Source organism: Pseudoxanthomonas sp. J35 (genome assembly GCF_000513995.1).
Taxonomy (GTDB): Bacteria; Pseudomonadota; Gammaproteobacteria; order Xanthomonadales; family Xanthomonadaceae; genus Pseudoxanthomonas.
This window is the reverse complement of record NZ_AZVB01000007.1, coordinates 94608-117904: the sequence shown is the minus strand read 5'-3', so window position 1 is coordinate 117904 and position 23297 is coordinate 94608. Positions and strand designations below refer to the sequence as shown.

21 protein-coding genes are annotated in these 23297 nt (G+C 70.2%); 3 read left to right on the top strand and 18 right to left on the bottom strand.

Annotated elements, in window-relative coordinates; translation table 11 throughout:
- Positions 1-23: 23 nt before the first annotated feature.
- From moeB to ndk, 10 genes are all read right to left on the bottom strand, one after another.
- Positions 24-1163, bottom strand: coding sequence for a molybdopterin-synthase adenylyltransferase MoeB (moeB, locus tag PSEJ35_RS0106035; RefSeq protein WP_028917003.1), 1140 nt, complete (start codon positions 1161-1163; stop codon positions 24-26).
- A 578-nt stretch (positions 1164-1741) separates the two neighbouring features.
- The gene (glp, locus tag PSEJ35_RS0106030) at positions 1742-2968 is read right to left on the bottom strand and encodes a gephyrin-like molybdotransferase Glp (protein WP_028917002.1); all 1227 of its coding nucleotides are present in this window, start codon (positions 2966-2968) and stop codon (positions 1742-1744) included.
- A gap of 22 nt (positions 2969-2990) precedes the next feature.
- The gene (locus PSEJ35_RS0106025) at positions 2991-3572 is read right to left on the bottom strand and encodes an NTP transferase domain-containing protein (protein ID WP_037082585.1); all 582 of its coding nucleotides are present in this window, start codon (positions 3570-3572) and stop codon (positions 2991-2993) included.
- A gap of 10 nt (positions 3573-3582) precedes the next feature.
- Entirely contained in the window at positions 3583-4980 is a 1398-nt protein-coding gene (der, locus tag PSEJ35_RS0106020) for a ribosome biogenesis GTPase Der (protein WP_028917000.1), read from the bottom strand.
- A gap of 27 nt (positions 4981-5007) precedes the next feature.
- Positions 5008-6204 (bottom strand): outer membrane protein assembly factor BamB, encoded by a 1197-nt coding sequence (gene bamB / locus PSEJ35_RS0106015; RefSeq protein WP_028916999.1) that lies wholly within the window; start codon positions 6202-6204, stop codon positions 5008-5010.
- A gap of 1 nt (position 6205) precedes the next feature.
- On the bottom strand, positions 6206-6832 hold the full coding sequence (locus PSEJ35_RS0106010; protein WP_028916998.1) for a tetratricopeptide repeat protein: 627 nt from the start codon (positions 6830-6832) through the stop codon (positions 6206-6208).
- Between the two features lie 74 nt (positions 6833-6906).
- On the bottom strand, positions 6907-7746 hold the full coding sequence (locus PSEJ35_RS0106005; RefSeq protein WP_028916997.1) for a helix-turn-helix domain-containing protein: 840 nt from the start codon (positions 7744-7746) through the stop codon (positions 6907-6909).
- A complete protein-coding gene (pilW, locus tag PSEJ35_RS0106000) occupies positions 7743-8534 on the bottom strand; it encodes a type IV pilus biogenesis/stability protein PilW (RefSeq protein ID WP_028916996.1) in 792 nt (263 codons plus the stop codon). Before pilW ends, PSEJ35_RS0106005 begins: the two co-directional genes overlap by 4 nt.
- 13 nt (positions 8535-8547) lie before the next feature.
- Positions 8548-9759, bottom strand: a complete 1212-nt coding sequence (rlmN, locus tag PSEJ35_RS0105995; protein ID WP_051412547.1) for a 23S rRNA (adenine(2503)-C(2))-methyltransferase RlmN — start codon at positions 9757-9759, stop codon at positions 8548-8550.
- A gap of 36 nt (positions 9760-9795) precedes the next feature.
- Positions 9796-10221 carry a nucleoside-diphosphate kinase gene (gene ndk, locus PSEJ35_RS0105985; protein ID WP_028916994.1) on the bottom strand — a complete coding sequence of 142 codons (426 nt, stop codon included), beginning with the start codon at positions 10219-10221 and terminating at the stop codon, positions 9796-9798.
- Positions 10222-10450: 229 nt separating this feature from the next.
- Here ndk and PSEJ35_RS0105980 point away from each other — a divergent pair, with 229 nt between their 5' ends.
- The 3 genes from PSEJ35_RS0105980 to PSEJ35_RS0105970 all read left to right on the top strand — a co-directional run bounded on the left by PSEJ35_RS0105980 (position 10451) and on the right by PSEJ35_RS0105970 (position 14776).
- Positions 10451-11080, top strand: a complete 630-nt coding sequence (locus tag PSEJ35_RS0105980) for a TetR/AcrR family transcriptional regulator (RefSeq protein WP_028916993.1) — start codon at positions 10451-10453, stop codon at positions 11078-11080.
- Positions 11081-11108: 28 nt separating this feature from the next.
- Positions 11109-13481: a 3-hydroxyacyl-CoA dehydrogenase/enoyl-CoA hydratase family protein gene (locus tag PSEJ35_RS0105975; protein ID WP_028916992.1), complete on the top strand. Its 2373-nt coding sequence runs from the start codon at positions 11109-11111 to the stop codon at positions 13479-13481.
- Positions 13482-13567: 86 nt separating this feature from the next.
- Positions 13568-14776: an acetyl-CoA C-acyltransferase gene (locus PSEJ35_RS0105970; RefSeq protein ID WP_028916991.1), complete on the top strand. Its 1209-nt coding sequence runs from the start codon at positions 13568-13570 to the stop codon at positions 14774-14776.
- Between the two features lie 78 nt (positions 14777-14854).
- Here the strand turns inward: PSEJ35_RS0105970 and galU are convergent, their stop codons facing one another.
- The 8 genes from galU to cmk all read right to left on the bottom strand — a co-directional run bounded on the left by galU (position 14855) and on the right by cmk (position 23101).
- Positions 14855-15748: a UTP--glucose-1-phosphate uridylyltransferase GalU gene (galU, locus tag PSEJ35_RS0105965; RefSeq protein WP_028916990.1), complete on the bottom strand. Its 894-nt coding sequence runs from the start codon at positions 15746-15748 to the stop codon at positions 14855-14857.
- The gene (locus PSEJ35_RS0105960; RefSeq protein WP_037082534.1) at positions 15745-17658 is read right to left on the bottom strand and encodes a nucleoside-diphosphate sugar epimerase/dehydratase; all 1914 of its coding nucleotides are present in this window, start codon (positions 17656-17658) and stop codon (positions 15745-15747) included. The genes galU and PSEJ35_RS0105960 overlap by 4 nt, the downstream gene beginning before the upstream one ends.
- Positions 17655-18638, bottom strand: coding sequence for a hypothetical protein (locus PSEJ35_RS15555; RefSeq protein ID WP_037082532.1), 984 nt, complete (start codon positions 18636-18638; stop codon positions 17655-17657). Before PSEJ35_RS15555 ends, PSEJ35_RS0105960 begins: the two co-directional genes overlap by 4 nt.
- The gene (gene lapB, locus PSEJ35_RS0105950; RefSeq protein ID WP_028916988.1) at positions 18638-19816 is read right to left on the bottom strand and encodes a lipopolysaccharide assembly protein LapB; all 1179 of its coding nucleotides are present in this window, start codon (positions 19814-19816) and stop codon (positions 18638-18640) included. Before lapB ends, PSEJ35_RS15555 begins: the two co-directional genes overlap by 1 nt.
- A gap of 4 nt (positions 19817-19820) precedes the next feature.
- Positions 19821-20108: a membrane protein gene (locus PSEJ35_RS0105945; RefSeq protein ID WP_028916987.1), complete on the bottom strand. Its 288-nt coding sequence runs from the start codon at positions 20106-20108 to the stop codon at positions 19821-19823.
- Positions 20109-20173: 65 nt separating this feature from the next.
- Entirely contained in the window at positions 20174-20488 is a 315-nt protein-coding gene (locus PSEJ35_RS0105940; protein ID WP_024867967.1) for an integration host factor subunit beta, read from the bottom strand.
- A gap of 79 nt (positions 20489-20567) precedes the next feature.
- Entirely contained in the window at positions 20568-22244 is a 1677-nt protein-coding gene (gene rpsA / locus PSEJ35_RS0105935; protein WP_028916986.1) for a 30S ribosomal protein S1, read from the bottom strand.
- Between the two features lie 179 nt (positions 22245-22423).
- Positions 22424-23101 (bottom strand): (d)CMP kinase, encoded by a 678-nt coding sequence (gene cmk, locus PSEJ35_RS0105930; protein WP_028916985.1) that lies wholly within the window; start codon positions 23099-23101, stop codon positions 22424-22426.
- Positions 23102-23297 lie beyond the last annotated feature (196 nt).

Here is a 23297-nt window from a genome sequence, read left to right as displayed (position 1 = left end):
GGGATGGCGCCGCGCGGGCCGCCTCAGATGCCGGTGCCGCAGAACCGGGCGTAGTCGATGTAACCGGGGAACGGACGGCCGGGGGCGCAGACCGGGCAGTCCGGATCCGGCGCCAGCTTAACCTCGCGGAAGCGCATGGCCAGCGCATCGAACTGCAGCAGGCGTCCGGCCAGCGGCTCGCCCAGGCCCAGCAGCAGCTTGATCGCCTCGGTCGCCTGCAGCAGGCCGACGATGCCCGGCAGCACCCCGAACACCCCCGCCTCGGCGCAGTTGGGCGCGAATTCCGGCGGCGGCGGTTCCGGGAACAGGCAGCGGTAGCACGGGCACTGCCCGCGCGCGCGGCCGGCATCGAACACGCTGGCCTGGCCGACGAAGCGCTGCACCGCCCCGTATACCAGCGGCTTGCCCAGCTTCACGCAGGCGTCGTTGAGCAGGTAGCGCAGCGGGAAGTTGTCGGAGCCGTCGAGCACCACGTCCACGCCTTCGAGCAGCGCCTCGACGTTGGCCGAGGTCACCCGCTCCCGGATCGCCTCGACCCGCACGCGCGGGTTGAGCGCGGACAGGCGCTGCCGCGCCGATTCCACCTTCGGCACGCCGATGGTGTCCTCGACGTGCAGGATCTGCCGCTGCAGGTTGCTGCGGTCGACCACGTCGTCGTCCACCAGGCGCAGGCGGCCGATGCCGGCGGCAGCCAGGTAGAACGCCGCCGGCGACCCGAGCCCGCCGGCGCCGACCACCAGCACGCGCGAGTTCTCCAGGCGGCGCTGGCCGTCCACGCCGACCTCGGGCAGGCGCAGGTGGCGCGAATAGCGCTCGAGGAAATCGGCCTCGTCCGGTTCCAGCTGCGGCCGCACCAGCGGCAGGCCATCGGCGGCCCAGCGCGTGGTGCCGCCCTCGACCGAGGCGATGTTGCGGTAGCCGGCCGCGTGCAGGACCTCGGCCGTGGCCAGCGAGCGTTTGCCGAGCTGGCAGATCAGCAGCACCTCGGCCTCCCGGTCCGGCAGGTGCCGGCCCGGATCGGCCTCCAGCTCGGCGCGCGCGATCGCCAGCGCGCCCTCGGCCTGGCCGGAAGCGCGTTCGTGCGGCTCGCGGATATCGATCAGCAGCGCGCCCTGGCGCTGGCGTTCCCGCGCCTGCTGCGGCGTTGTCTGGGGGATGGACATGGACCCGATTATGGGTGGGCGGTTCCGGCGGGGAAACCCGCCGGCGCGATTCGCTGTGTTTTGGGTACGGAGCCGCCGCACCCGTTCCCCGGATGCGCTTCGCTTATCCGGGCTACACGCTGCACCGGTAGAGTCGGGCTTGCCCGACTCCCACGTATCCGGAGGTGACGTCTGGCAAGAGCAGCGGGGCAAGCCCCGCTCTACACGACAGGCCTCACCGGCCCGATCGAAGCGCCGGAAGAGGTGGTGCGGCAAACGCATCGACGGAACGGAGACGGCTGTTGTCACCCTCCCCCTGCCCCTCTCCCGGAGATGGCGAGGGAGAACAAAGAACGAAGCCACGAGCCAAACGCACCCGAAGACGCGGTAGCGCGGGGGTACGCCGCAAGCGGCACATGGATGTGCCGCGCTCGCGCGTTCGAGCAGGACGCGGAACCGCGCGATGCGGCATACCCCGCGCTGCCGCGGCTCCGTCCGACGCCGGCACGTCCCACGCTGTTGCTGTTGCTGTCGCCTTTGCTGCCGGGGGCGCAATGCAGCGGGGCAAGCCCCGCTCTACAGGGGGTCGCCGCGGAGGGTTAGAGGGGCAGGACCTCGACCAGGTCGCCGGTCGCGTAGTCGCGGGCGCCCTCTTCCAGCACGATCAGCACGTCGCTGTCGGCGGCGCCGCGCAGGCGGTGGGAACCGTCGGCCGGATTCGGGTGGACCTGCAGCACCGCGTCGTCGGCGGACTGGCCCAGACGGCCGCGCAGGAACTCCGCCCGCTCGTGCGCCTTGCGCCATGGCGCCGCCAGCCGCGCCCGCCAGCGCGGCCGCGGCTCGCCGCGGCCCTGCAGCGCATCCAGCAGCACCCGCCCGAACACCGCGAACGTCACCAGCGTCGACACCGGATTGCCCGGCAGCGCCAATACCAGCGCCCGCTCCGCCTCGCCGAACAGCAGCGGCATCCCCGGACGCATCCGCACCTTCCAGAAATGGATCCGCCCGCGCGACTGCAGCCAGCGCGACAGATGGTCCTTCTCGCCCGCCGAGACCCCGCCGCAGGTCAGCACCACGTCGAAGCTGTCCACCGCATCGCCCAGCGCCGCCTCGATCCGCGCCGGATCGTCCGGCAGCGTCGGCCACGCCACCGGCTCCAGCCCGAGCGCGCGCAGCTGCGCCATCAGCAGGTCGCGGTTGCTGTTGTAGACCTGGCCCGGCCGCAGCGGCATGCCCGGCTCGACCAGCTCGTCGCCGCTGGCGAACACCGCCACCGTCGGCCGCGCCACCACCGGCAGGCGGTCGATGCCCAGCGACGCGGCCAGGCCGATCCGCGCCGGCGTCAGCACCTGCCCGGCCTGCAGCACCTCGTCGCCCTCGGCCACGTCCTCCGCGCGCAGGCGCACGTGCGCGCCGCGCTCGAGGCCTGCCGGCGCGACCACCCGATCGCCCTCGACCGTGGCGTTCTCCTTGATCAGCACCGTGTCCGCGCCCTGCGGCAGCGGCGCGCCGGTGGTGATGCGCACGCATTCGCCCGGGCCCACCACCAGGCCGGCATCGGCTCCCGCGAACTGCTCGCCCACCAGGCGCAGCGTGGTCGGCGCACTGGCCGAGAGGTCCGCGTGGCGCAGCGCGAAGCCATCCATCGCGCTGTTGTCGAAGGCCGGCAGCGGCGACGGCGCGATCACCCCGGACGCCAGCACGCGGCCGTCAGCGCGGCCGGTGGCGACCGGCTCCACCGGCAGGCGACGCGCACCGGCGACCGTGCGCACGATCTCCAGCGCCTCGACCAGGCCGATCCGGGTCGGGAATGCTTCGGTACTCATCGGCGGCTCCGTTGCAGGCCGCTCACGGCAGCGCGATGCGCGCCGCGGCGAGGTCCTGCGGGGTGTTGAGGTTGCCGAAGCGTACGCCGGCGAAGCGCACGCATGGCAGTTGCAGGCGTTCCTGCAACCGGCGCGGAGCCAGTTCGCCGGCGGCAATCGCCCCGGTGAGCGCGGAACGCAGCGGTGCCGCGCGGTACAGCGCAACCAGCGGCTGCAGCCCGTCTCCATCCTCGGCCACCGCCCCGGCATCGGACGCGCCGCTGGCCAGCGTGCGCACCAGGCAGTCGTTCACGTCGAACAGGTCCACCGGCAGGGTCAGCAGCCACGGCGTCGTGCACGCGTCGGCCAGCACCTCGATCCCCGCCAGCGGCCCGCTGCCGGCCGGGAGGCGGTCGGGCACGGCCTGCAGGCCGGCTTCGGCATAGCGCTGCAGGTCGCGGTTGGCGCTGACCAGCACCGGGCCGGTCTCGCCAGGAAAGCGGTGGGCGAAGCGCAATACCTGCGGGATGCCGTCGCGCTGCAGCCAGGCCTTGTCGACGCCGCCGAGGCGGCTGCCGAGGCCGCCGGCCAGCAGGCCCAGGGTCAGCGCATCGGCGGCGAACACCGCCGCCACCTCACTTGCGCTTGACGTGGCGCATGAGCCGGCGCTTGCGCGCGACTTGGCGGTCGGTCAGCTCGTTCTTCTTCCCTTCGTACGGATTGGCGCCTTCGCGGAACAGCATGCGCACCGGCGTGCCGACCAGCTTGAAGCGCTTGCGGAAGAAGTTCTCCAGGTAGCGCTTGTACGCCTCCGGCAGCTCCTTCAGGCGCGTGCCGTGGACCACGAAGGTCGGCGGGTTCTCGCCGCCCGGGTGCACATAGCGCAGCTTGGCGACGTGGCCGCGCACGCTCGGCGGCGGATTGGTCTCGTACGCGATCTCCAGCGCCTTGTTCACCTCGCTGGTGCTGAAGGTGCGGATCGCCGAGGCATGGGCGCGGTGGATCGCGCGGAACAGCTCGCGCAGGCCGGAACCGTGCCTGGCCGAGATGCGCACCGATTCGGCCCAGGGCACGAACGAGAGCTTCCGCGACAGCAGCGCCTCGGCCTGCTCGCGCTGGTAGGTGGTCAGGCCGTCCCACTTGTTGACCGCGATCACCAGCGCACGGCCGGCGTCGAGCACCGCGCCGAGCACGGTGGCGTCCTGGTCGGTCACGCCCTCGGTGGCGTCGAGCATCAGCACCGCGACCTGGCAGCGCTCGATGGCCTGCATGGTCTTGACCACGCTGAACTTCTCGACCGCCTCCTCGACCTTGCCGCGGCGGCGGATGCCGGCGGTGTCGACCAGCCGGTAGAGCTTGCCGTCGCGCTCCAGGTCCGCCGCGATCGAGTCGCGGGTCGTCCCAGGGACCTCGGAAGCGATCATCCGCTCCTCGCCCAGCAGGCGGTTCACCAGGGTCGACTTGCCCACGTTGGGGCGGCCGACGAAGGCGATGCGCAGGCGGTCGGGATCGTTGTCCAGCTCCTCGCCGCTGCCCTCTTCCGGCAGGCGCCCGAGGACCTCGGCGTGCAGGTCGTCCAGGCCCTGGCGGTGGGCGGCGGACACGGCCAGCATGTCGGCGAAGCCGTAGCGCGCGAACTCGCCGCGCACGGCTTCCTCGAAGGTGCCGTCGATCTTGTTGATGACCAGCAGCGTCGGCCGCGCCAGCTTGCGCAGCCAGGCCAGGATCTCGTCGTCCAGCGCCGAGGTGCCTTCGCGGCCGTCGACCACGAACAGGATCAGGTCGGCCTCGGCCGCCGCGGCGCGGGCCTGCCGTGCGGTGGCGCCGGCCAGGCCTTCCTCCTCGCCGGCGATGCCGCCAGTATCGACCAGCAGGAACGGCCGGTCGGGGTCGAGCCGGCACACGCCGTAATGGCGGTCGCGGGTGACCCCGGGTTCGTCGTGGACCAGCGCGTCGCGGCTGCGGGTCAGCGCATTGAAAAGGGTCGACTTGCCGACATTCGGCCGTCCGACCAGGGCAACCAGCGGCAACATGGCGCGATCCCTGCCTGCATCCGTCCGTCAGTCCAGACGGAAAGCGGTCAGGCCGCCTTCGACGTTCTGCACCACGAGGATTCCATCGGCCACCTGCGGCTGGCCTTTCACCGCCTTGCCGCCGACGCGCTCGCGCGCGACGAACTGGCCGTCGGCCAGGCTCAGCCAGTGCACGTAGCCGTCGTAGTCGGCGACCACGGCGTAATCGCCATGCACCACCGGCCCGGTCAGCGAGCGGCGCGCCAGCGCCGGCTGCGACCACAGCGCCGCGCCGCTGTACTTGTCGAGCATGTACACGGTGCCCGCCGGGCTGGACAACAGCAGGCCGGACGGCGCGGCGGCCATGCCGCCGATGCCGCCGTGCTCGCTCTGCCACATCGGCCGGCCGCTGGGGCCGTCGATGGCGATGGTGCGGTTCTTGAAGCTGCTGGCGAACAGCTGGGTGCCGTCGATCAGCGGCGCGCTGTCCACGTCGGACATGCGCTCCAGCTCGGTGCGGCCCTCGCCGGTGCCGACCATCTGCTCCCACAGCACGCGGCCGTCCTGCAGCGCGATCGCGGTCAGGGTGCCGTCGTCGTTGCCCGAGAACAGCACGCCCGGGCCGTAGGCCAGCGGCGCGTTGCCGCGCACGGTCAGCGGCGGCAGCTCGTGTTCGGAGAACCAGCGGCGCTCGCCGCTCGAAGCGTCGAAGGTCGAGATCCGGCCGTCGTTGCTGCGCACGATGACCAGGCCCTGGACCACCAGCGGGGCCACGATGACCTCGCTGGTCACCTTGGCGCGCCAGCGCTCGCTGCCGTTGGCGGCATCCAGCGCGATGACTTCGCCGCCGAGGCCGCCGACCACGACCAGGCCCTCGCCCACGCCGGGGCCGCCGGCCAGGCGCAGGCCTTCCTTCTTGTCGGCCTTGAAGCGCCACGCTTCCTTGCCGGTATGCAGGTCCAGCGCGGTGACCGTGCCTTCGGCGGCGGCCGCGTACACGCGGCCGTCGGCCAGCGCCGGGGTCTGGCGCGCGCCGATGCGCTGCTCGCCGTCGCCCAGGTTGGCCGACCAGATCTTGCGCGGCTTGATCGTGGCCTGGAAATCGACCAGCTCGGCCGGTTCGGCGGCCTTCTTGGCCTCCGCGTCCTTGCCACGGAACCAGCCCTTCATGGTCGAGCAGCCGGACAGCGCCAGCACCAGCAGGGTGGCGCCGGCGACGGCGCGGATCATGTTCCTGGTCAGCATGTCAGGTCGCCTCCGCCGGCTCGGGCACCTGGCCGCCGGTTTCCTGGAGCTTGAGTTCGATGCGGCGCCGGGCCGGCGAAGCCACGTCGGTGCCGGTCAACGCCTCGGCGTAGGCATCGCGCGCCTCGTCGCGCTTGCCGGAGGCCAGCAGCGCGTCGCCGCGCAGCTCCAGCGCGGCGCTGCCGGTCTCGCCTTCCAGCTGCTTCAACGCCTCGTCCGGCTTGCCGGCGGCGGTGTACAGCTGGGCCAGGCGTTCGTCGACCACGGCCTGCAGGGCCGGATCGGCCTGGATGCCACGCAGCGTGGTGATGGCTTCCTCGATCTTGCCCGCCTCGACCTGGGCCTTGGCCACGCGCAGCGCGGCGAGGGTCGCGTAGGTGCCCCCCTGCCCGGCCAGCAGTGCGCCGGCCTTGCCGGTCTCCCCGGCTTCCAGCTGCTTCATCGCCTCGGCGTAGGACGCGTGCGCCTGCTGCTGCTGTTGCGCCTGGTGGCGGCCCCACCACTGCCAGCCGTAGATCGCGGCGATGCCCAGGACCAGGCCGCCCAGGATGCCCAGTGCGTTGTTGCGGAGCCAGGCGCGAACGCGTTCGCCCTGTTCGTGCTCGTCCAGCAGGTCGTCGATTGCCATGCAGTTCCCTGCCCCGCGCGGTGGCCGGCGGGGGCTTGCGTGTTGCCTTGTGGTGGAGCGCCGGCCGGGCCGGCTTATTCGGCGCCGGTGACGGAACCGTCAGAGGATACCGCAAAGCGGGCGACGTTCGCCCGCCTGTACGGCGCCAGGTCCACGATACTGCCGGATTGCTGAACCCGTACCACCGCGGCATTGCCCAGCACCACGCTGCCCACCGAGGCCGGATCGAGGCGGCGGCTCTCGCCGGCGCGCATCAGGCCCTGCTCCACCACGCGGCCGTCGCGGCCGCTCACCTGCAGCCAGCTTTCGCCGCTGAATTCGAGCTGGATGACGTCGTCGTCCACCGGCGCGGCGGCGGTCCGGCCCACGGCCGGCGCCAGCGAGGCCATGTACGGACCGCTGCTTTCCGGCTGCACCGGCGGCGGTGCCGGCAGGCTGGACTGGGCCGGCGCGTCGGCGACCAGCGGCGGCGGCACCGCGTCCAGCGAAGCGGTCGCCGGCGGCGCTTCGGTGAGGTGCGAACGGGTGGCCAGCCAGACCGGCACGGCGATGGCGATGGTGATCACGCCGTAGACCATGCGCCGGCCCATGTTCTCCACCCAGCGCTGGTAGCGCGGGGTGTGCGCGTGGCTGACCAGCTCCACCGGCACGGCCGGGGCCACGGTGGTCTCCAGGAACGGTTCGATGTCGATGCCCAGCAGCTTCGCGTAGCTGCGCAGCTGGCCGCGCACGAACACCGTGGCGCCGATCACTTCCCAGCGCCCGGCCTCGAGCGCCTCCACCACGTGCAGCGGCATGCGCAGGCGCGACGCCACTTCCGCCAGGCCAAGCCCGGCCGACTCCCGCGCTTCGCGCAGGCGCGCACCACAACCAAGCGCATCACCCAGGATGTTCGCGCTGGAATCGTGCATCACTGTGGATCTTCCCCGGTCTCTGCAGTAGCGGCCTCCGGGAACTCCGCCCTGAGCCGCTGTTGGTACCGACTGGCGGCCGCCCTGTCGCCAAGCCTTTCTTCGATCCTGGCCGCGAGTTGTAACACGGATGCGTCGGCCGGCCCAGCGGCCAGTCTACGTTCCGCGAACGCACGCGCCTCGAAGTAGTTCCCCTGGCCATATTGATACTCGGCCATGCTGGCCAATGCATGGATATTCCGGGGTTCGATTTCCAGAGCGCGACGCAGGTCACGTTCGGCGCGCTCGCGCTGCCCCGTCCGCAGGGCGCAGCTGCCGGCATTGGCCAGGGCCGAGCCCGGGGTGCGGTAGCCCGGCGAGGCCAATGCCCGGTCGAACCAGACCAGCGCCTCGGCCGGGTAGCCATTGGCGCACAGCCAGGCGCCGTAGTTGTTGAGCACGTCGCCCCGCTCCGGGGCCAGCTCGGCGGCGCGGCGGTAATGCTGGCCGGCCACCTCGGCATTGCCCTTGCGGTCGGCGATCGCCCCCAGCAGGGTGTAGGCGTCCACCACCGACGGATCCAGCTTCAGCGCCTTGCGCACCTGCGCCTCGGCCGCGTCGAACTCGCCGCCGGCGAAACGCTGCCCCGCCAGGCCCAGCAGCTCGACCACCTGGACCCGGCGCTTCGTTTCCGGGCCGTCCTGGAGCTTGTAGGTGGGGGCAACCTGCTCGGTGCCCTTGATCTTCGGGGGTTTGACCTTCGCCGGCCTGGCGCACGCTGCTGCCAGCAGCGCGACGGCGATGGCGGCCAGCAGCAGCCGCGGCTCAGGCCGCATGGCCATCCACGTGCCCGGGGTCCTGGCGCTCGAGCTGGCGCCGGAATTCGGCCTGGCGCCGGGTGCGGTCCATGACCTGGCCCTTGAGCTGGCCGCAGGCCGCGTCGATGTCGTCGCCGCGGGTGCGCCGGACCATGGTCAGCACCTGCGAGTCGAGCAGGATCTTCTGGAAGGCGCGGATCGTCGCCTCGTCCGAGCGCTCGTAGCGGGTGCCGGGGAACGGGTTGAACGGGATCAGGTTGACCTTGCCCGAATCGCGCGCCTGCACCGCGTTGTCGAACTGGCGCATCAGCCTGGCCAGCTGGCGGGCGTGCTCGGGCTGGTCGTTGACGCCCTTCATCAGGGTGTACTCGAAGGTCACCGATTCGCGCTTCTTGTTCGCGCGCAGGTAGCGCGCGCAGGACGCCATCAGCTCGGCAATCGGGTACTTCCTGTTGAGCGGGACCAGGGTCTCGCGCAGCGCGTCGTTGGGCGCATGCAGCGAGACGGCCAGCGACACGTCGCTCTCGACCGAGAGCCGGTCGATCATCGGCACCAGGCCGGAGGTCGACAGGGTGACGCGCTTGTTGGCCAGGCCGTAGCCCAGGTCGTCGCGCATGATGCTCATGGCGCGCACGACGTTGTCGAAATTCATCAGCGGCTCGCCCATGCCCATCATCACCACGTTGGTGAGGCGGCGCTGCTGGTGCGGCACGTTGCCCAGGTGGCGCGCCGCGACCCACACCTGGCCGATGATCTCGGCGGTGGTCAGGTTGCGGTTGAAACCCTGGGTGGCGGTCGAACAGAAGGTGCAGTTCAGGCCGCAGCCGACCTGGGAGGATACGCACAGCGTGCCGCGGCCCTTGTCGGGGATGTACACGGTCTCGATGGCGTTCCTGCCATCGACGCCCATCGCCAGCAGCCACTTGTGGGTGCCGTCGGCGGAGGGCTTGTCGAACACGACGTTGGGGACGACGACCTCGGCATGCGCGTGCAGCTTGGCGCGCAGCGCCTTGCCGAGGTCGGTCATCTGGTCGAAGTCGGTGACGTAGCGGTGGTGGATCCACTTCATCACCTGGTGGGCGCGGAACTTCTGTTCGCCGAGGACCTCGACGAAGAAGCGCTCCAGGCCCTCGCGGTCCAGCTCGAGCAGATTCTGGCGGGCAGGCGTGGCCGCGGCGATCGGCTCGCCGGTGGTGGTCACGCTGGGAATCGGCTGCAGTCCGGACACGTGGTTCGACCTTCTACTTCAGTGCGCTCAGCGCGAAACGACTTCGGTGGCGGCGAAGAAGTAGGCCACTTCGATCGCGGCGTTCTCGACCGAGTCCGAACCGTGCGCGGCGTTGGCGTCGATCGATTCGGCGAAGTCGGCGCGGATGGTGCCCGGCGCGGCTTCCTTCGGGTTGGTGGCACCCAGCAGCTCGCGGTGCTTGAGCACGGCGTTCTCGCCTTCCAGCACCTGGATCATCACCGGGCCGGAGATCATGAACTCGACCAGCGCGTTGAAGAACGGGCGCTCGCGGTGCACCGCGTAGAAGCCCTCGGCCTCGCGGCGCGACAGCTGCTTGTACTTGGCGGCCACGATCTTCAGGCCGGCCTTCTCGAAGCGGGAGTAGATTTCGCCGATGACGTTCTTGGCGACGGCATCGGGCTTGATGATCGAAAGGGTGCGCTCCAGCGCCATTGTCTGTGTTCTCTGGTGAAGGACGGGAATTCCGGACCAGGACGGTCCGAGGTTAGCACGAAAAACCCGCGTCAGGACGCGGGCTTAGCTTCAAATGCGTAGCGCAATTCTAACATCGCGGCGGCGACGGATGCAGGCCCTGCGGCCAGCCGTAAATGCTGCATTGCAAAATGACCGGGCCGGGGCGCGGGCCTAGGATAAAACAATCGTTTGATTTACTGGATCCGCCATGGCCCGGGCCGCGCACTTCTCCACCAAGGACCGGATCCTCGGCGCCGCCGAGGAACTGTTCGCCCAGCATGGCTTTGCCGCGACCTCGCTGCGCCAGGTCACCAGCCTGGCGGCGGTGAACATCGCCGCGGTCAACTACCACTTCGGGTCCAAGGAAAACCTGGTCAACGAGGTGTTCCGCCGGCGCATGGACGGGATGACCGCCGCCCGCCTGGAACAGCTGGAAGCCGCCCTGCGCGAGCATCCCGGCGAGCTGGAACCGATCCTCGCCGCCTTCATCGAGCCGGCGCTGGCCCTGGCCCAGGACCGCAACGGCGGTGCCTCCTTCGTCCGGGTGATCGCCCGCGCCTACGCCGAGCACAACGAGAGCCTGCGCAAGTTCCTGTCCGACCACTACGGCCACGTGCTGCGCGAGTTCGGCAAGGCGCTGCACGCCTGCCTGCCGCAGCTGGACAAGGAAACCCTGTACTGGCGTCTGGATTTCCTCGCCGGCGCCCTGACCTATGCCATGTCCGATTTCGGTTTGATCAAGCGCCCGGCCAGCGCCAGCGAGGCCACCCACCGGGCCAGAGCTGCCCGCGAGCTCATCCGTTTTGCCGCCGCCGGGCTCCAGGCTCCGGCAAAGTAATTCATTAACAATCAAAAGGTTGCCAGACATGTCTGAGAAACTGCTTGTACGTCGCGCCGCCGTGCTCGGTGCCGGCGTCATGGGCGCCCAGATCGCCGCCCACCTCACCAATGCCGGGGTCGACACCGTCCTGTTCGACCTGCCCGCCAGGGAGGGCGATCCCAACGGGGTGGTCCTGAAGGCCATCGCCAACCTGGGCAAGCTCAGCCCTGCCCCGCTGGCCAGCCGGAAGCTGGCCGAGGCGATCACCCCGGCCAACTACGACACCGGCCTGGAGCAGCTGTGCGACTGCGACCTGGTCATCGAGGCCATCGCCGAACGGATGGACTGGAAGCAGGACCTGTACCGCAAGATCGCGCCGTTCGTGAACGACACCGCGGTGCTGGCCTCCAACACCTCGGGCCTGGGCATCAACGCCCTGGCCGCGGTGCTGCCCGAGCAGCTGCGCCATCGCTTCTGCGGCGTGCACTTCTTCAACCCGCCGCGCTACATGCACCTGGCCGAGCTGATCCCGGCCGACACCACCGACAAGGCGGTGCTGGAGGGCCTGGAGACCTTCCTGGTCACCAACCTCGGCAAGGGCGTGGTCTACGCGAAGGACACCCCGAACTTCATCGGCAACCGCATCGGCGTGTTCTCGATCCTGTCGGTGATCCACCACACCCGCCAGTTCGGCCTGGGCTTCGACGAGGTCGACGCCATCACCGGCCCGCTGGTCGGCCGCCCCAAGTCGGCCACCTACCGCACCTCCGACGTGGTCGGCCTGGACACCATGGCCCACGTCATCAAGACCATGGCCGACACCCTGCCGCAGGATCCGTGGCACAGGTACTTCCAGTCCCCTGACTGGCTGTCCGCGCTGATCGCCAAGGGCGCGCTGGGCCAGAAGACCGGCGCCGGCATCTTCCGCAAGGTCGGCAAGGACATCATGGTCCTGGACCTGGACAAGCAGGACTACCGCGCCGCCGACCGCAAGGCCGCCGACGAGGTGGTCGAGATCCTCAAGATCAAGAACCCGGCCGAGAAGTTCGCGAAGCTGCGCGAAAGCCAGCACCCGCAGGCGCAGTTCCTGTGGGCCGCGTTCCGCGACCTGTTCCACTACGCGGCCTATCACCTGGCCGACATCGCCGACACCGCCCGTGACGTGGACCTGGCCATCCGCTGGGGCTACGGCTGGAGCATGGGTCCGTTCGAGACCTGGCAGGCCGCCGGCTGGAAGCAGGTGGCGCAGTGGATCGCCGACGACATCGCCGCCGGCAAGGCCATGAGCGACGCCCCGCTGCCGGCGTGGGTGCTCGACGGCCGCGAGGGCGTGCACGCCGCCGAGGGCAGCTACAGCCCGGCCAGCAACAGCGTGGTGCCGCGCTCGTCGCTGCCGGTCTACCAGCGCCAGCGCTTCCCCGATCCGCTGCTGGGCGAGAAGTTCGACCCGGGCACCACGGTCTACGAGAACGACGGCGTGCGCATGTGGCACGACGGCGACGGCATCGCCGTGGTCTCGTTCAAGACCAAGATGAACACCGTCTCCGACCACGTGCTCAACGGCCTGCAGGAAGCGATCTCCATCGCCGAGCGCGATTTCCAGGGCCTGGTGATCTGGCAGCAGAAGGAGCCCTTCTCCGCCGGCGCCGACCTGGCCGGCGCGCTGGGCCTGCTGCAGGCCGGCAAGGTCGACCAGTTCGAGGACATGGTCGCCAACTTCCAGTGCACCAGCCAGCGCATCAAGTACGCGCTGGTGCCGGTGGTCGCGGCCGTGCGCGGCCTGGCCCTGGGTGGCGGCTGCGAGTTCCAGATGCACAGCGCCCGCACCGTGGCCCACCTGGAGAGCTACATCGGCCTGGTCGAGGCCGGCGTGGGCCTGCTGCCGGCCGGTGGCGGCCTGAAGGAGCTGGCGGTGCGCGCCGCGCGCGCGGCCGGCCCGGGCGGCGACGTGTTCGCCGAGCTGAAGAAGGTGTTCGAGACTGTGGCCATGGCCAAGGTGTCCACCTCGGCCATCGAGGCCAAGGAGCTGGGCCTGCTGCGCCCGGACGACAAGGTCGTGTTCAACGCCTTCGAGCTGCTGCACGTGGCCAAGGCTGAGGCGCGCGCCCTGGCCGAGGCCGGCTACCGCCCGCCGCTGCCGGCGCGCAGCATCACCGTGGCCGGCGACGTCGGCATCGCCACCTTCCGCATGCTGCTGGTCAACATGCTGGAGGGCCGCTTCATCAGCGAGCACGACGACCAGATCGCCACCCGCATCGCCACCGTGCTGTGCGGCGGCCAGGTCGACCGCGGCAGCCAGGTGGACGAGGAGTGGCTGCTGCGCCTGGAGCGCAAGCACTTCGTCGAGCTGGCGCAGCAGGAGAAGACCCAGGCGCGCATCGCGCACATGCTCAAGACGGGCAAGCCCCTGAGGAACTGAGCGGACGACCGCGCACCCCGCGCGTGGCGCCGGGCACGCCCCGGCGCCAGGCCCGCCGACTCATCCTCCCAACCGAGACAAAGAACATGAGCAAGCAGATCCAGGACGCCTACATCGTCGCCGCCACCCGCACCCCGGTGGGCAAGGCGCCCAAGGGCGTGTTCCGCAACACCCGGCCGGACGAGATGCTGGCCCACGTGCTGAAGGCCGTGGTCGCGCAGGCTCCGGGCATCGACGTCAACCACATCGACGACGCCATCATCGGCTGCGCCATGCCCGAGGCCGAGCAGGGCATGAACGTGGCCCGCATCGGCCTGCTGCTGGCCGGCCTGCCCAACACCATCGCCGCGCAGACGATCAACCGCTTCTGCTCCTCCGGCCTGCAGGCCGTGGCCCTGGCCGCGGACCAGATCCGCCTGGGCAACGCCGACCTGATGCTGGCCGGCGGCACCGAGTCCATGTCCATGGTGCCGATGATGGGCAACAAGGTCGCGCTCAGCCCGCAGGTCTTCGCCCGCGACGAGAACGTGGCCATCGCCTACGGCATGGGCATCACCGCCGAGAAGGTGGCCGAGGAATGGAAGGTCAGCCGCGAGGACCAGGACGCCTTCGCCCTCGCCTCCCACCAGAAGGCGCTGGCCGCCATCGCCGCCGGCGAGTTCCGCGACGAGATCACCCCGTATGAGGTGGTCTCGCACGTGCCCGACCTGGCCGGCCACACCATCGTCGAGAAGCGCAGGCTGGTGGACACCGACGAAGGCCCGCGCCCGGACACCTCGCTGGAGAGCCTGGCCAGGCTGCGCCCGGTGTTCCGCAACGGCCAGTTCGGCGGCAGCGTCACCGCCGGCAACTCCTCGCAGATGAGCGACGGCGCCGGCGCGGTGCTGCTGGCCTCCGAGCAGGCGATCAAGGACTACGGCCTGACTCCCCTCGCCCGCTTCGTCAGCTTCTCGGTCGCCGGCGTGCGCCCGGAAGTGATGGGCATCGGTCCGATCGCCGCGATCCCGAAGGCGCTCAAGCAGGCCGGCCTGAGCAAGGACCAGCTGGACTGGATCGAGCTCAACGAGGCCTTCGCCGCGCAGGCGCTGGCGGTGATCCGCGACAGCCAGCTGGATCCGGCCAAGGTCAACCCGCTGGGCGGCGCCATCGCCCTGGGCCACCCGCTGGGCGCCACCGGCGCCATCCGTACCGCCACCCTGGTCCACGGCCTGCGCCGCCGCCAGCAGAAGTACGGCATGGTCACCATGTGCATCGGCACCGGCATGGGCGCGGCAGGCATCTTCGAGGCGCTCTGAGCCTCACCCGCCGCCCCAACGGAAACGGCGCCCGATGGGCGCCGTTTCCGTTGGCAACCTGGCGAAGCGCGCGCCGGATCAGCCGCGCTTTTCGTCCAGCGCCGCGTGCATGGCCGCGCGCGCGGCCGCGCCGTGCTTCGGGTGCTCCAGGGCGAAGTGCACGGTGGCCTGGATCAGGCCGATGTGCGCACCGCAGTCGAAGCGCCGGCCTTCGAAGTGGTAGGCATCGATCTGGCCGCCGGCCTTGATCACCCCGGCGATCGCGTCGGTCAGCTGGATCTCGCCGCCGGCGCCCCGGCCGGTCTTAGCCAGCGCCTGGAAGATCCCGCCCGGCAGGATGTAGCGGCCGACCACGGCCAGGTTGCTCGGCGCGTCCTCGGGCTGGGGCTTCTCGACCATCGCCTCGATGCGGCCGCTGCGGCCCTGGAAGTCGCGGGTCGCGACGATGCCGTAGCTGGACGTCTTCTCGTGCGGCACTTCTTCCACGGCGATCACGCCGCCGCCGGTGCGCTCGGCCAGGTCGGCCATCTGCTTCAGGCAGCCGGCCCCGCGGTTCCACATCAGGTCGTCAGGCAGCAGCACCGCGAACGGCTCGTCGCCGACGACGTCCCTGGCGCACAGCACCGCATGGCCCAGGCCCAGCGCTTCGGGCTGGGTCACGAACACCACGCGCACGTGGTCGGGGAGCGGATGGCGCACCTGCTCGAGCTGCTCGAGCTTGCCGCCCTGCTCGAGCTTGTGCTCGAGCTCGTAATGCTTGTCGAAATAGTCGGCGACCGCGTGCTTGTAGCGGTTGGTGACGAACACCAGGGTGTCGCACCCGGCTTCGATCGCCTCGTCGACCGCGTACTGGATCAGCGGCCGGTCGATGATCGGCAGCATTTCCTTGGGTACGGTCTTGGTTGCGGGGAGGAACCGGGTTCCAAGGCCTGCAACGGGGAAAACTGCCTTCCTGATACGCCTCGACGTCATCTTGTGGATCTAGCCTCGCGAGCTGGGAAAGGGACCACGGTAGCGCCTGCGTCGGCCGGACTGGCCACTTCCGCGGGAACAAACTCGGGGATCACCTCACACAGTACCTGGCGTAGCGTCGCCTCGTCGTAACGGGCCACCGCCTCGCGCATGCGCCCCACCCCCGCGATGACGCGGTCGGCGGACAGTTCACGTTTCCCCGCCTCAAGTATCTTCGAATGCGAGGTCGGGCGGTAGTGTTCGTCGGCGTAGAACAGGGTCTCGTGCAGCTTCTCGCCAGGCCGCAGCCCGGTGTACACGATGGCGATGTCCCGGCCCGGCTGCTTGCCGGCCAGGCGGATCATCTGCTCGGCGAGCAGCCGGATCGGCACCGGCTCGCCCATGTCCAGCGTGTAGATGGCGCCATGCGAACCGGAGGCCGCCGCCTGCACGATCAGCTGGCAGGCCTCGGGGATGGTCATGAAGTAGCGGGTCACCTCCGGGTCGGTCACGGTCACCGGACCGCCCTTGCGGATCTGCTCGCGGAACAGCGGGACCACGCTGCCGGCCGAGTCGAGCACGTTGCCGAAGCGCACGGTCACGAAACGGGTGCCGCCGTCTTCCTCGTCCAGCGACTGCGCGATCATCTCGGCGAAGCGCTTGGTCGCGCCCAGCACGTTGGCCGGGTCGACCGCCTTGTCGGTGGAGATGAAGACGAAGGTCCCCACCCCGTTTTCGCGGCACAGCCGCGCCACGGTGTCGGTGGCAAGGATGTTGTTGCGCACCGCCTCGCGCATCTGCGCCTCCAGCAGCGGCACCTGCTTGTACGCGGCGGCGTGGAAGACCGCGTCGGGCTGGCCCAGGCGCAGGGCGTGGGCGGTCACCGCCGGGTCGCCGCAGTCGCCGAGCACGGCCTCGATCTCCAGGTCCGGGAAGGCGCGGCGCAGGTCGCCGTGGATGGTGATCAGGGCCAGCTCGTTGATCTCCAGCAACACCAGCCGGCGCGCGCCATGGCGCGCGCACTGGCGGCACAGCTCCGAACCGATCGAGCCGCCGGCGCCGGTCACCATCACCGTGCGCCCGCCGAGCCAGCCGCGGATCAGCTTCCAGTCCGGGGTCACCGGCTTGCGCCCGAGCAGGTCCTCGATCGCCACTTCCTTCAGCTCGCCCGGCAGGGCCTGGCCCTCGAGCACGTCGCTCAGCCGCGGCACCATCCGGAACGGCAGTCCGGTGCGTTCGCAGATCGCCATCACCCGCTGCATCGCCGCCGCATCCAGCGACGGCATGGCGATGACCAGCATGCCGGCGGCGGTCTCGCGGGCCACGGTCGGCGCGTCCTCGAGCCGGCCCAGCACCGGCACGCCATGGAGGCGGCTGCCGCGCAGGCGCAGCGAATCGTCGAGGAAGCCGACCGGCTCGAACGCGCCGGAACGGCGCAGGTCGCGGACCAGCGACTCGCCGGCCTGGCCGGCACCGAGGATCAGCACGCGGCGCGCGGCGAGGTTGCGCTGGCGCACGTTGTGGTCCTTCCACACGCGGTACAGCAGCCGCGGCATGCCCAGCAGCACGGTCAGGGCGAACGGATAGACCACCAGCACCGTGCGCGGCACCGAGTCGAGCCGGTTGTACACGGCCAGGCCGACCACGATGACCACCAGGCCGACGACGCTGGCCTTGAAGATGTTCCAGAGGTCAGGGACGCTGGCGAAGCGCCACAGCCCGCGGTACAGGCCGACCTGCCAGAACACGATCGCCTGGGCGGCGAATACCCAGGCGATGGACGGGGAGAACGACAGCAGGGGCCAGGCTTCGTGCCGGCTCGCATAGCGCAGCACGTGCATCAGCTGCCAGCAGATGTACACCATCGCCAGGTCGTGGGTGACGACGGCAAGACGGGTCAGGGTCGCGGCGGTTTTAGAGCCCGGGTTCATGCGTCCTCTCGACTGGGATTCCCTGGAGCCAGGCTCCTCCGGAGGACGGCCCAAGCCACGGCCGTCACGGCAACCCACAGTGCGACACCCTCCCCCCGGAGCGACGACGCGGCGTTGTCCAGAAATGCGGCAAGGATAATTGCGACAATGCTGAACGAGGCGTAGAGCATCGTCACAAACACATGACTCCGGCCTGACTGGACCCAACGCTGATACAGATGTGTGACGTGCGGCTCCCACCAGCGCTCCCCGCGCAGGGCCCGGCTGGCCAGGGTCATTGAGGCGTCGACCAGGAACGCCGACAGCGGGAGCAGCAGCAAGGCCCCCTCCCCGCCCAGCTCCGGCGCGGCCGCGGCAGCCAGCGCAGCCAGCCCATACCCCAGCGTGCCGCTGCCCACGTCGCCCAGGAAAATGCGGGCCCTGGGGAAGTTGAACGGCAGGAAAGCGGCGCTGGCGACGGCCAGGGCCAGGGCCGCGGTGGCCGTGCCCGGCGCCAGCCAGGCGAAGGCCGCCGCGGCCAGCATTGCCTGGCTCGCCGCCAGGCCGTCGATGCCGTCCATGAAGTTCCAGACGTTGACCAGGATCGGCACCAGCGCCGCGCCCAGCAGCGCCCAGCCCCAGGGCGTGCCGCCCGCGAGCATGCCCCACCCCAGCGCGACGCCGGCCAGGCACTGCACCGCCAGGCGCAGCCACGGCGAGAGCGGACGGTGGTCGTCCACCCAGCCGATGCCGGCCACCAGCACCAGGCCCAGGGCATACCCGGCCAGCGGCGCCAGCGGCTTGCCGGTGGCGGCCAGCAGCACGCATCCGGCCAGCAGCGCGCAGGCGATGCCGATGCCGCCGCCGCGCGGCGTCGGCACCGAATGGCTGCGCCGTTCGCCGGGCTGGTCGAACAGCTGGCGCCGGCGGGCATAGGCCAGCGCCGCCCAGGTGGCCAGTGCCGACACCAGTGCGTGCAGCCCCAGCCAGGCCGCCAGCATCAGACCACCGCGTAGTTCTGCAGCGGCTTGACCGTGCCCCACTCCTTGCAGCTGGGGCACTGCCAGTGGTGGGTGCGCGCGCCGAAGCCGCACCGGGTGCAGCGGTAGCTCGGGTTGCGGACCAGCAGCTGGTCGGTGATGTGCTTGAGGTCGTGCAGGGTCGCGGTGCTGTCCGCGCCCACCGCCAGGGTCAGGTCGATCAGCGCCGCCTCGCCGCGGACCGACGGGCGGTCCTTGAGCTGCCGGCCGAGGTAATCGCGCGCGGCCTTGGCGCCTTCCTGCGCCTCGATCAGCCGGGTCAGCGCCAGCACCGGGGCGATGCCGCGGTAGTGCTCGCTCATCTCGGCCAGGAACGCGCGCGCGCCGGCGGTGTCGCCGACCTGGCCGTAGCAGGCCAGCAGGCTCGGCAGGAATTCGGGGAGGTAGTCGGGGTCGTGGCGCGCGGCGCGCTCGAAGGCGCGGATCGCCGCCTCGGGGTTGCCGGAATCGGCCTCGATGCGGCCCTCGAGGATCCCGGCGCGCACGCTGGTCGCGTCGGCCTGGTAGGCGCGCGCGATGGCGGCACGCGCGGCGGCGAGGTCGCCGTTGGCGCGATGCCGTTCGGCCAGTTCGCATTCGAACTGCGCCACCAGCTTGCCCATCGGCTCGCCGGTGACTTCCTCGTAGCGGGTCGCGTTGTCGATCGCCCGCTCCCAGTCGCGCTCGGCCTGGTAGATGCCGATCAGGTGGCGCAGCGCCTGCGGCGCGCGCTGGTCGATCCTGGCCAGGTCGGTGAACACGGTCTCGGCGCGGTCGAGCAGGCCGGACTTCATGTAGTCCTCGCCCAGCGCCAGCAGCGCCTGCACGCGCTGGGCGTCGCTGAGGTCGTTGCGCTGGACCAGGCCCTGGTGCAGGCGGATCGCGCGGTCGACTTCGCCGCGGCGGCGGAACAGGTGGCCCAGCGCGACCTGGGTCTCGAAGGTTTCCTTGTCCAGCTCGGCGATGTGCAGGAACAGCTCGATCGCCTTGTCCGGCTGCTCGTTGAGCAGGTAATTCAGGCCGCGGAAGTAGGTGCTGGACAGGCGGCTGACCTGGGTGTCGCCATGGCGCTGGCCACCGCGGCGGCCGACCACCCAGCCGGAAACGGCGGCCAGCGGCAGCAGCAGGAAGAACCAGAACCACTCGTTGAGGAATTCCATGGGCTCAGGCGTCCTGGAAAGGGGGGCGTGGCGCCTCGGCCGGAGGCGGGGTGTTCGCGGCGGGACGGCTGGCCCGGCGCAGGCGCGCCTGCAGCGGCAGCACGGTGGTGGCCATGACGATGCCACCGCCCAGCAGCACGCCTGCCAGCAGCGACACCATCACCGCGATCCCGGTGGTGGTGACGATCTCCGCCAGACCGAAATCGAGGACGATGCGCTGCGTGTTGAGCGAACCGATAACCAGGCCGGCGGCCAGGAAGGCCACCAGTACCAGCAGGCGAAGAAGGGTCATTGGGCCGACTCCCGGGAAAGCCGGTCAAAGCTTAACGGACGGGACGCCGCCCGGTCGACGCGGTGTCAGGCGCCCTCGTCGGCGGAAGCCGGCGCCGGCAGCACGTCGCTGACCTTCTCGCGCAGCTCCTTGCCCGGCTTGAAATGCGGGACATGCTTGCCCGGCAGCGCGACCGAATCACCCGTCTTCGGGTTGCGGCCCAGGCGCGGCGGGCGGTAATGCAGGGAAAAACTGCCGAAGCCGCGGATCTCGATGCGGTCGCCGGAGGCGAGCGCGCCGCCCATCATCTCCAGCAACGACTTGACGGCGAGGTCCACGTCCTCGGCCTTCAGGTGCGACTGGCGACGGGCCAGGATCTCGATCAGTTCGGACTTGGTCATCTCGGGCTTGGCTGGATCCGGGTGGGACAGGCCACGGCGGCCCGGGAACCCGGGCCGCCGTGGTGACTGCGTTTACTGCTTACTCGGACTTGTTGCCCAGCTGCTCGCGCAGGAGCGCGCCCAGCTTGGTGGTGCCGCCGGCGGCCGACTGGTATTCCTCCAGCACTTCGCGCATCTCGGCGTCGTCCTTGGCCTTGATCGACAGCTGCAGGGTGCGGCCCTTGCGGTCCATGCCCACGAACTTGGCTTCGATCCTGTCGCCGACCTTCAAGTGCTGGCTGGCGTCGTCCACGCGATCGTTGGCGATGTCGCGCGCGGCGACGTAGCCCTCGATACCATCGGCCAGTTCGATGGTCGCGCCCTTGGCGTCCACTTCCTTGACCACGCCCTCGACCTTCGAGCCCTTCGGGTGGGCGGCCATGTACTGGCCGAACGGATCCTGCTCCATCTGCTTCAGGCCGAGGCTGATGCGCTCGCGCTCCGGGTCGACGGCCAGGACGACGGCGTCCAGGGTGTCGCCCTTCTTGAAGTTGCGCAGCACGTCCTCGCCGGTGGTGTTCCAGCTGATGTCGGACAGGTGCACCAGGCCGTCGATGCCACCGTCCAGGCCGATGAAGATGCCGAAGTCGGTGATCGACTTGATCTGGCCGCTGACCTTGTCGCCCTTCTTGTGGATGGCGGCGAAGGTCTCCCACGGATTGGCGGCGACCTGCTTCATGCCCAGCGAGATGCGGCGACGCTCCTCGTCCACGTCCAGGACCATGACCTCGACCTCGTCGCCGACCTGCACGACCTTCGACGGGTTGACGTTCTTGTTGGTCCAGTCCATCTCGGACACGTGCACCAGGCCCTCGACGCCCGGCTCGATCTCGACGAACGCGCCGTAGTCGGTGACGTTGGAGACCTTGCCGAACACGCGGCTGTTGGCCGGGTAGCGGCGGGCGATGTTGTCCCACGGATCCTCGCCCAGCTGCTTCAGGCCCAGCGAGACGCGGTTGCGCTCGCGGTCGAACTTCAGCACGCGCACGTCCAGCTCGTCGCCGACGTTGACGACTTCGGACGGATGGCGGACGCGCTTCCACGCCATGTCGGTGATGTGCAGCAGGCCGTCGATGCCGCCCAGGTCCACGAACGCGCCGTAGTCGGTCAGGTTCTTGACCACGCCCTTCAGCACGGCGCCTTCCTGCAGCTTCTCCAGCAGCTGCTCGCGCTCCTCGGAGTGCTCGCTCTCGACCACCGCGCGGCGGGAGACGACCACGTTGTTGCGCTTGCGGTCCAGCTTGATGAGCTTGAACTCAAGCTCCTTGCCTTCCAGGTAGGCCGGGTCGCGCACCGGGCGCACATCGACCAGCGAACCCGGCAGGAACGCGCGGACGTCCTTGATGTCGACGGTGAAACCACCCTTGACCTTGCCGCTGATGCGGCCGGTGATGGTCTCGTTCTTCTCGAGGGCTTCCTCAAGCTCGTCCCACACCATCGCGCGCTTGGCCTTCTCGCGCGACAGCACGGTCTCGCCGAAGCCGTTCTCGATGGAGTCGAGCGCGACCTTGACCTGGTCGCCCACGCCCACGTCGATCTCGCCGGCGTCATTCCGGAACTGCTCGATCGGCACGATGCCTTCGGACTTCAGACCGGCGTTGATCACCACGACGTCGCCGCGGACTTCCACGACGGTGCCGACGACGATCGCGCCCGGCTTCAGCTTGGCCAGGTTGGTCTGGCTCTGTTCGAACAGCTCGGCAAAAGATTCGGTCATTGTTGAATACTCGGTTGAACACACGGACGGAACGCCACCTGCGTGGCCGCCTTCCGCCCCCCTGATCGGTCCGCGAGGGACCCTGTGTGGTTGGTTGGAAAAAAACCGCCGCGGTCGTCCGCGACGGCGCCTCTGGCGCTCGCGCGCCGCCTGCTGCGTTGAAGCCTGCGGGGATGCGGTCAGCCGGCGCGCGCGGGCACCAGGGCCAGGACGCGGTCGACGACTTCCTCGATGGCCAGGCCGGTGGTGTCGATGAGGACGGCGTCTTCGGCCGGCTTCAGCGGCGCCACGGTGCGCTGGGCATCGCGGGCATCGCGGGCGAGGATCTCCCGCAGCAGACCGTCTAAGGTAACGGAAACCCCTTTTTCCTTCAACTGGTTATGCCGCCTGCGGGCGCGCTCCTCGGCGCTGGCGGTCAGGAACACCTTGGTGGTGGCGTCCGGGAAGATGACCGTGCCCATGTCGCGGCCGTCGGCGACCAGGCCCGGTTCGCGGCGGAACGCCCGCTGCCGCTCCTTCAGCGCCGCCCGCACCTCGGGAATGGCGGCGATGGCCGAGGCCAGGGTCCCGGTGGTCTCCAGGCGCAGCTCGTCAGTGGCATCCACCCCGTTCACGTACACCCGCAGGCTGCTGCCCTCGTCCCTGAACGCGATGTCGGTGTCGAAGGTGCAGCGGACCAGGGCCGCCGGGTCGGACAGGTCCAGGTCGGCCCAGCTGGCCGCCACGCCCACCGCCCGGTAAAGTGCGCCGGAATCCAGGTAGTTCCAGCCCAGGCGGGACGCCACCAGGCGGCTGACCGTGCCCTTGCCGGCCCCGGACGGGCCATCGATGGTCAGGACCGGGACGGGATTGGACATGGGCGGCTCCGAAGGCTGGACGGCATGGGAAGCCGGCGATTGTAGCCCGCCCGCACGCCCCCGCCGCCGCGTTTTCCACCAGCCTCCCCGCAAACGCTTGAACCTCCAAAGGAAAGCCCGTTAGAATGGCGGGCTAATTGCACGCCCTGGCCACCCCGGCCCTGGCATTCCCATCCGTCGTCCTCCCGAGGTGTGT

Coding starts and splice junctions, on each gene's coding strand:
- bamB (WP_028916999.1), bottom strand. CDS start 6,204: ATGCTGACCAGGAACATGATCCGCGCCGTCGCCGGCGCCACCCTGCTG.
- lapB (WP_028916988.1), bottom strand. CDS start 19,816: ATGGAATTCCTCAACGAGTGGTTCTGGTTCTTCCTGCTGCTGCCGCTG.
- PSEJ35_RS0105945 (WP_028916987.1), bottom strand. CDS start 20,108: ATGACCCTTCTTCGCCTGCTGGTACTGGTGGCCTTCCTGGCCGCCGGC.
- galU (WP_028916990.1), bottom strand. CDS start 15,748: ATGACGTCGAGGCGTATCAGGAAGGCAGTTTTCCCCGTTGCAGGCCTT.
- PSEJ35_RS0105970 (WP_028916991.1), top strand. CDS start 13,568: ATGAGCAAGCAGATCCAGGACGCCTACATCGTCGCCGCCACCCGCACC.
- PSEJ35_RS0105975 (WP_028916992.1), top strand. CDS start 11,109: ATGTCTGAGAAACTGCTTGTACGTCGCGCCGCCGTGCTCGGTGCCGGC.
- PSEJ35_RS0105960 (WP_037082534.1), bottom strand. CDS start 17,658: ATGAACCCGGGCTCTAAAACCGCCGCGACCCTGACCCGTCTTGCCGTC.
- glp (WP_028917002.1), bottom strand. CDS start 2,968: ATGAGTACCGAAGCATTCCCGACCCGGATCGGCCTGGTCGAGGCGCTG.
- PSEJ35_RS0106010 (WP_028916998.1), bottom strand. CDS start 6,832: ATGGCAATCGACGACCTGCTGGACGAGCACGAACAGGGCGAACGCGTT.
- PSEJ35_RS15555 (WP_037082532.1), bottom strand. CDS start 18,638: ATGCTGGCGGCCTGGCTGGGGCTGCACGCACTGGTGTCGGCACTGGCC.
- rpsA (WP_028916986.1), bottom strand. CDS start 22,244: ATGACCGAATCTTTTGCCGAGCTGTTCGAACAGAGCCAGACCAACCTG.
- cmk (WP_028916985.1), bottom strand. CDS start 23,101: ATGTCCAATCCCGTCCCGGTCCTGACCATCGATGGCCCGTCCGGGGCC.
- ndk (WP_028916994.1), bottom strand. CDS start 10,221: ATGGCGCTGGAGCGCACCCTTTCGATCATCAAGCCCGATGCCGTCGCC.
- PSEJ35_RS0105940 (WP_024867967.1), bottom strand. CDS start 20,488: ATGACCAAGTCCGAACTGATCGAGATCCTGGCCCGTCGCCAGTCGCAC.
- der (WP_028917000.1), bottom strand. CDS start 4,980: ATGTTGCCGCTGGTTGCCCTGGTCGGACGGCCGAATGTCGGCAAGTCG.
- PSEJ35_RS0105980 (WP_028916993.1), top strand. CDS start 10,451: ATGGCCCGGGCCGCGCACTTCTCCACCAAGGACCGGATCCTCGGCGCC.
- moeB (WP_028917003.1), bottom strand. CDS start 1,163: ATGTCCATCCCCCAGACAACGCCGCAGCAGGCGCGGGAACGCCAGCGC.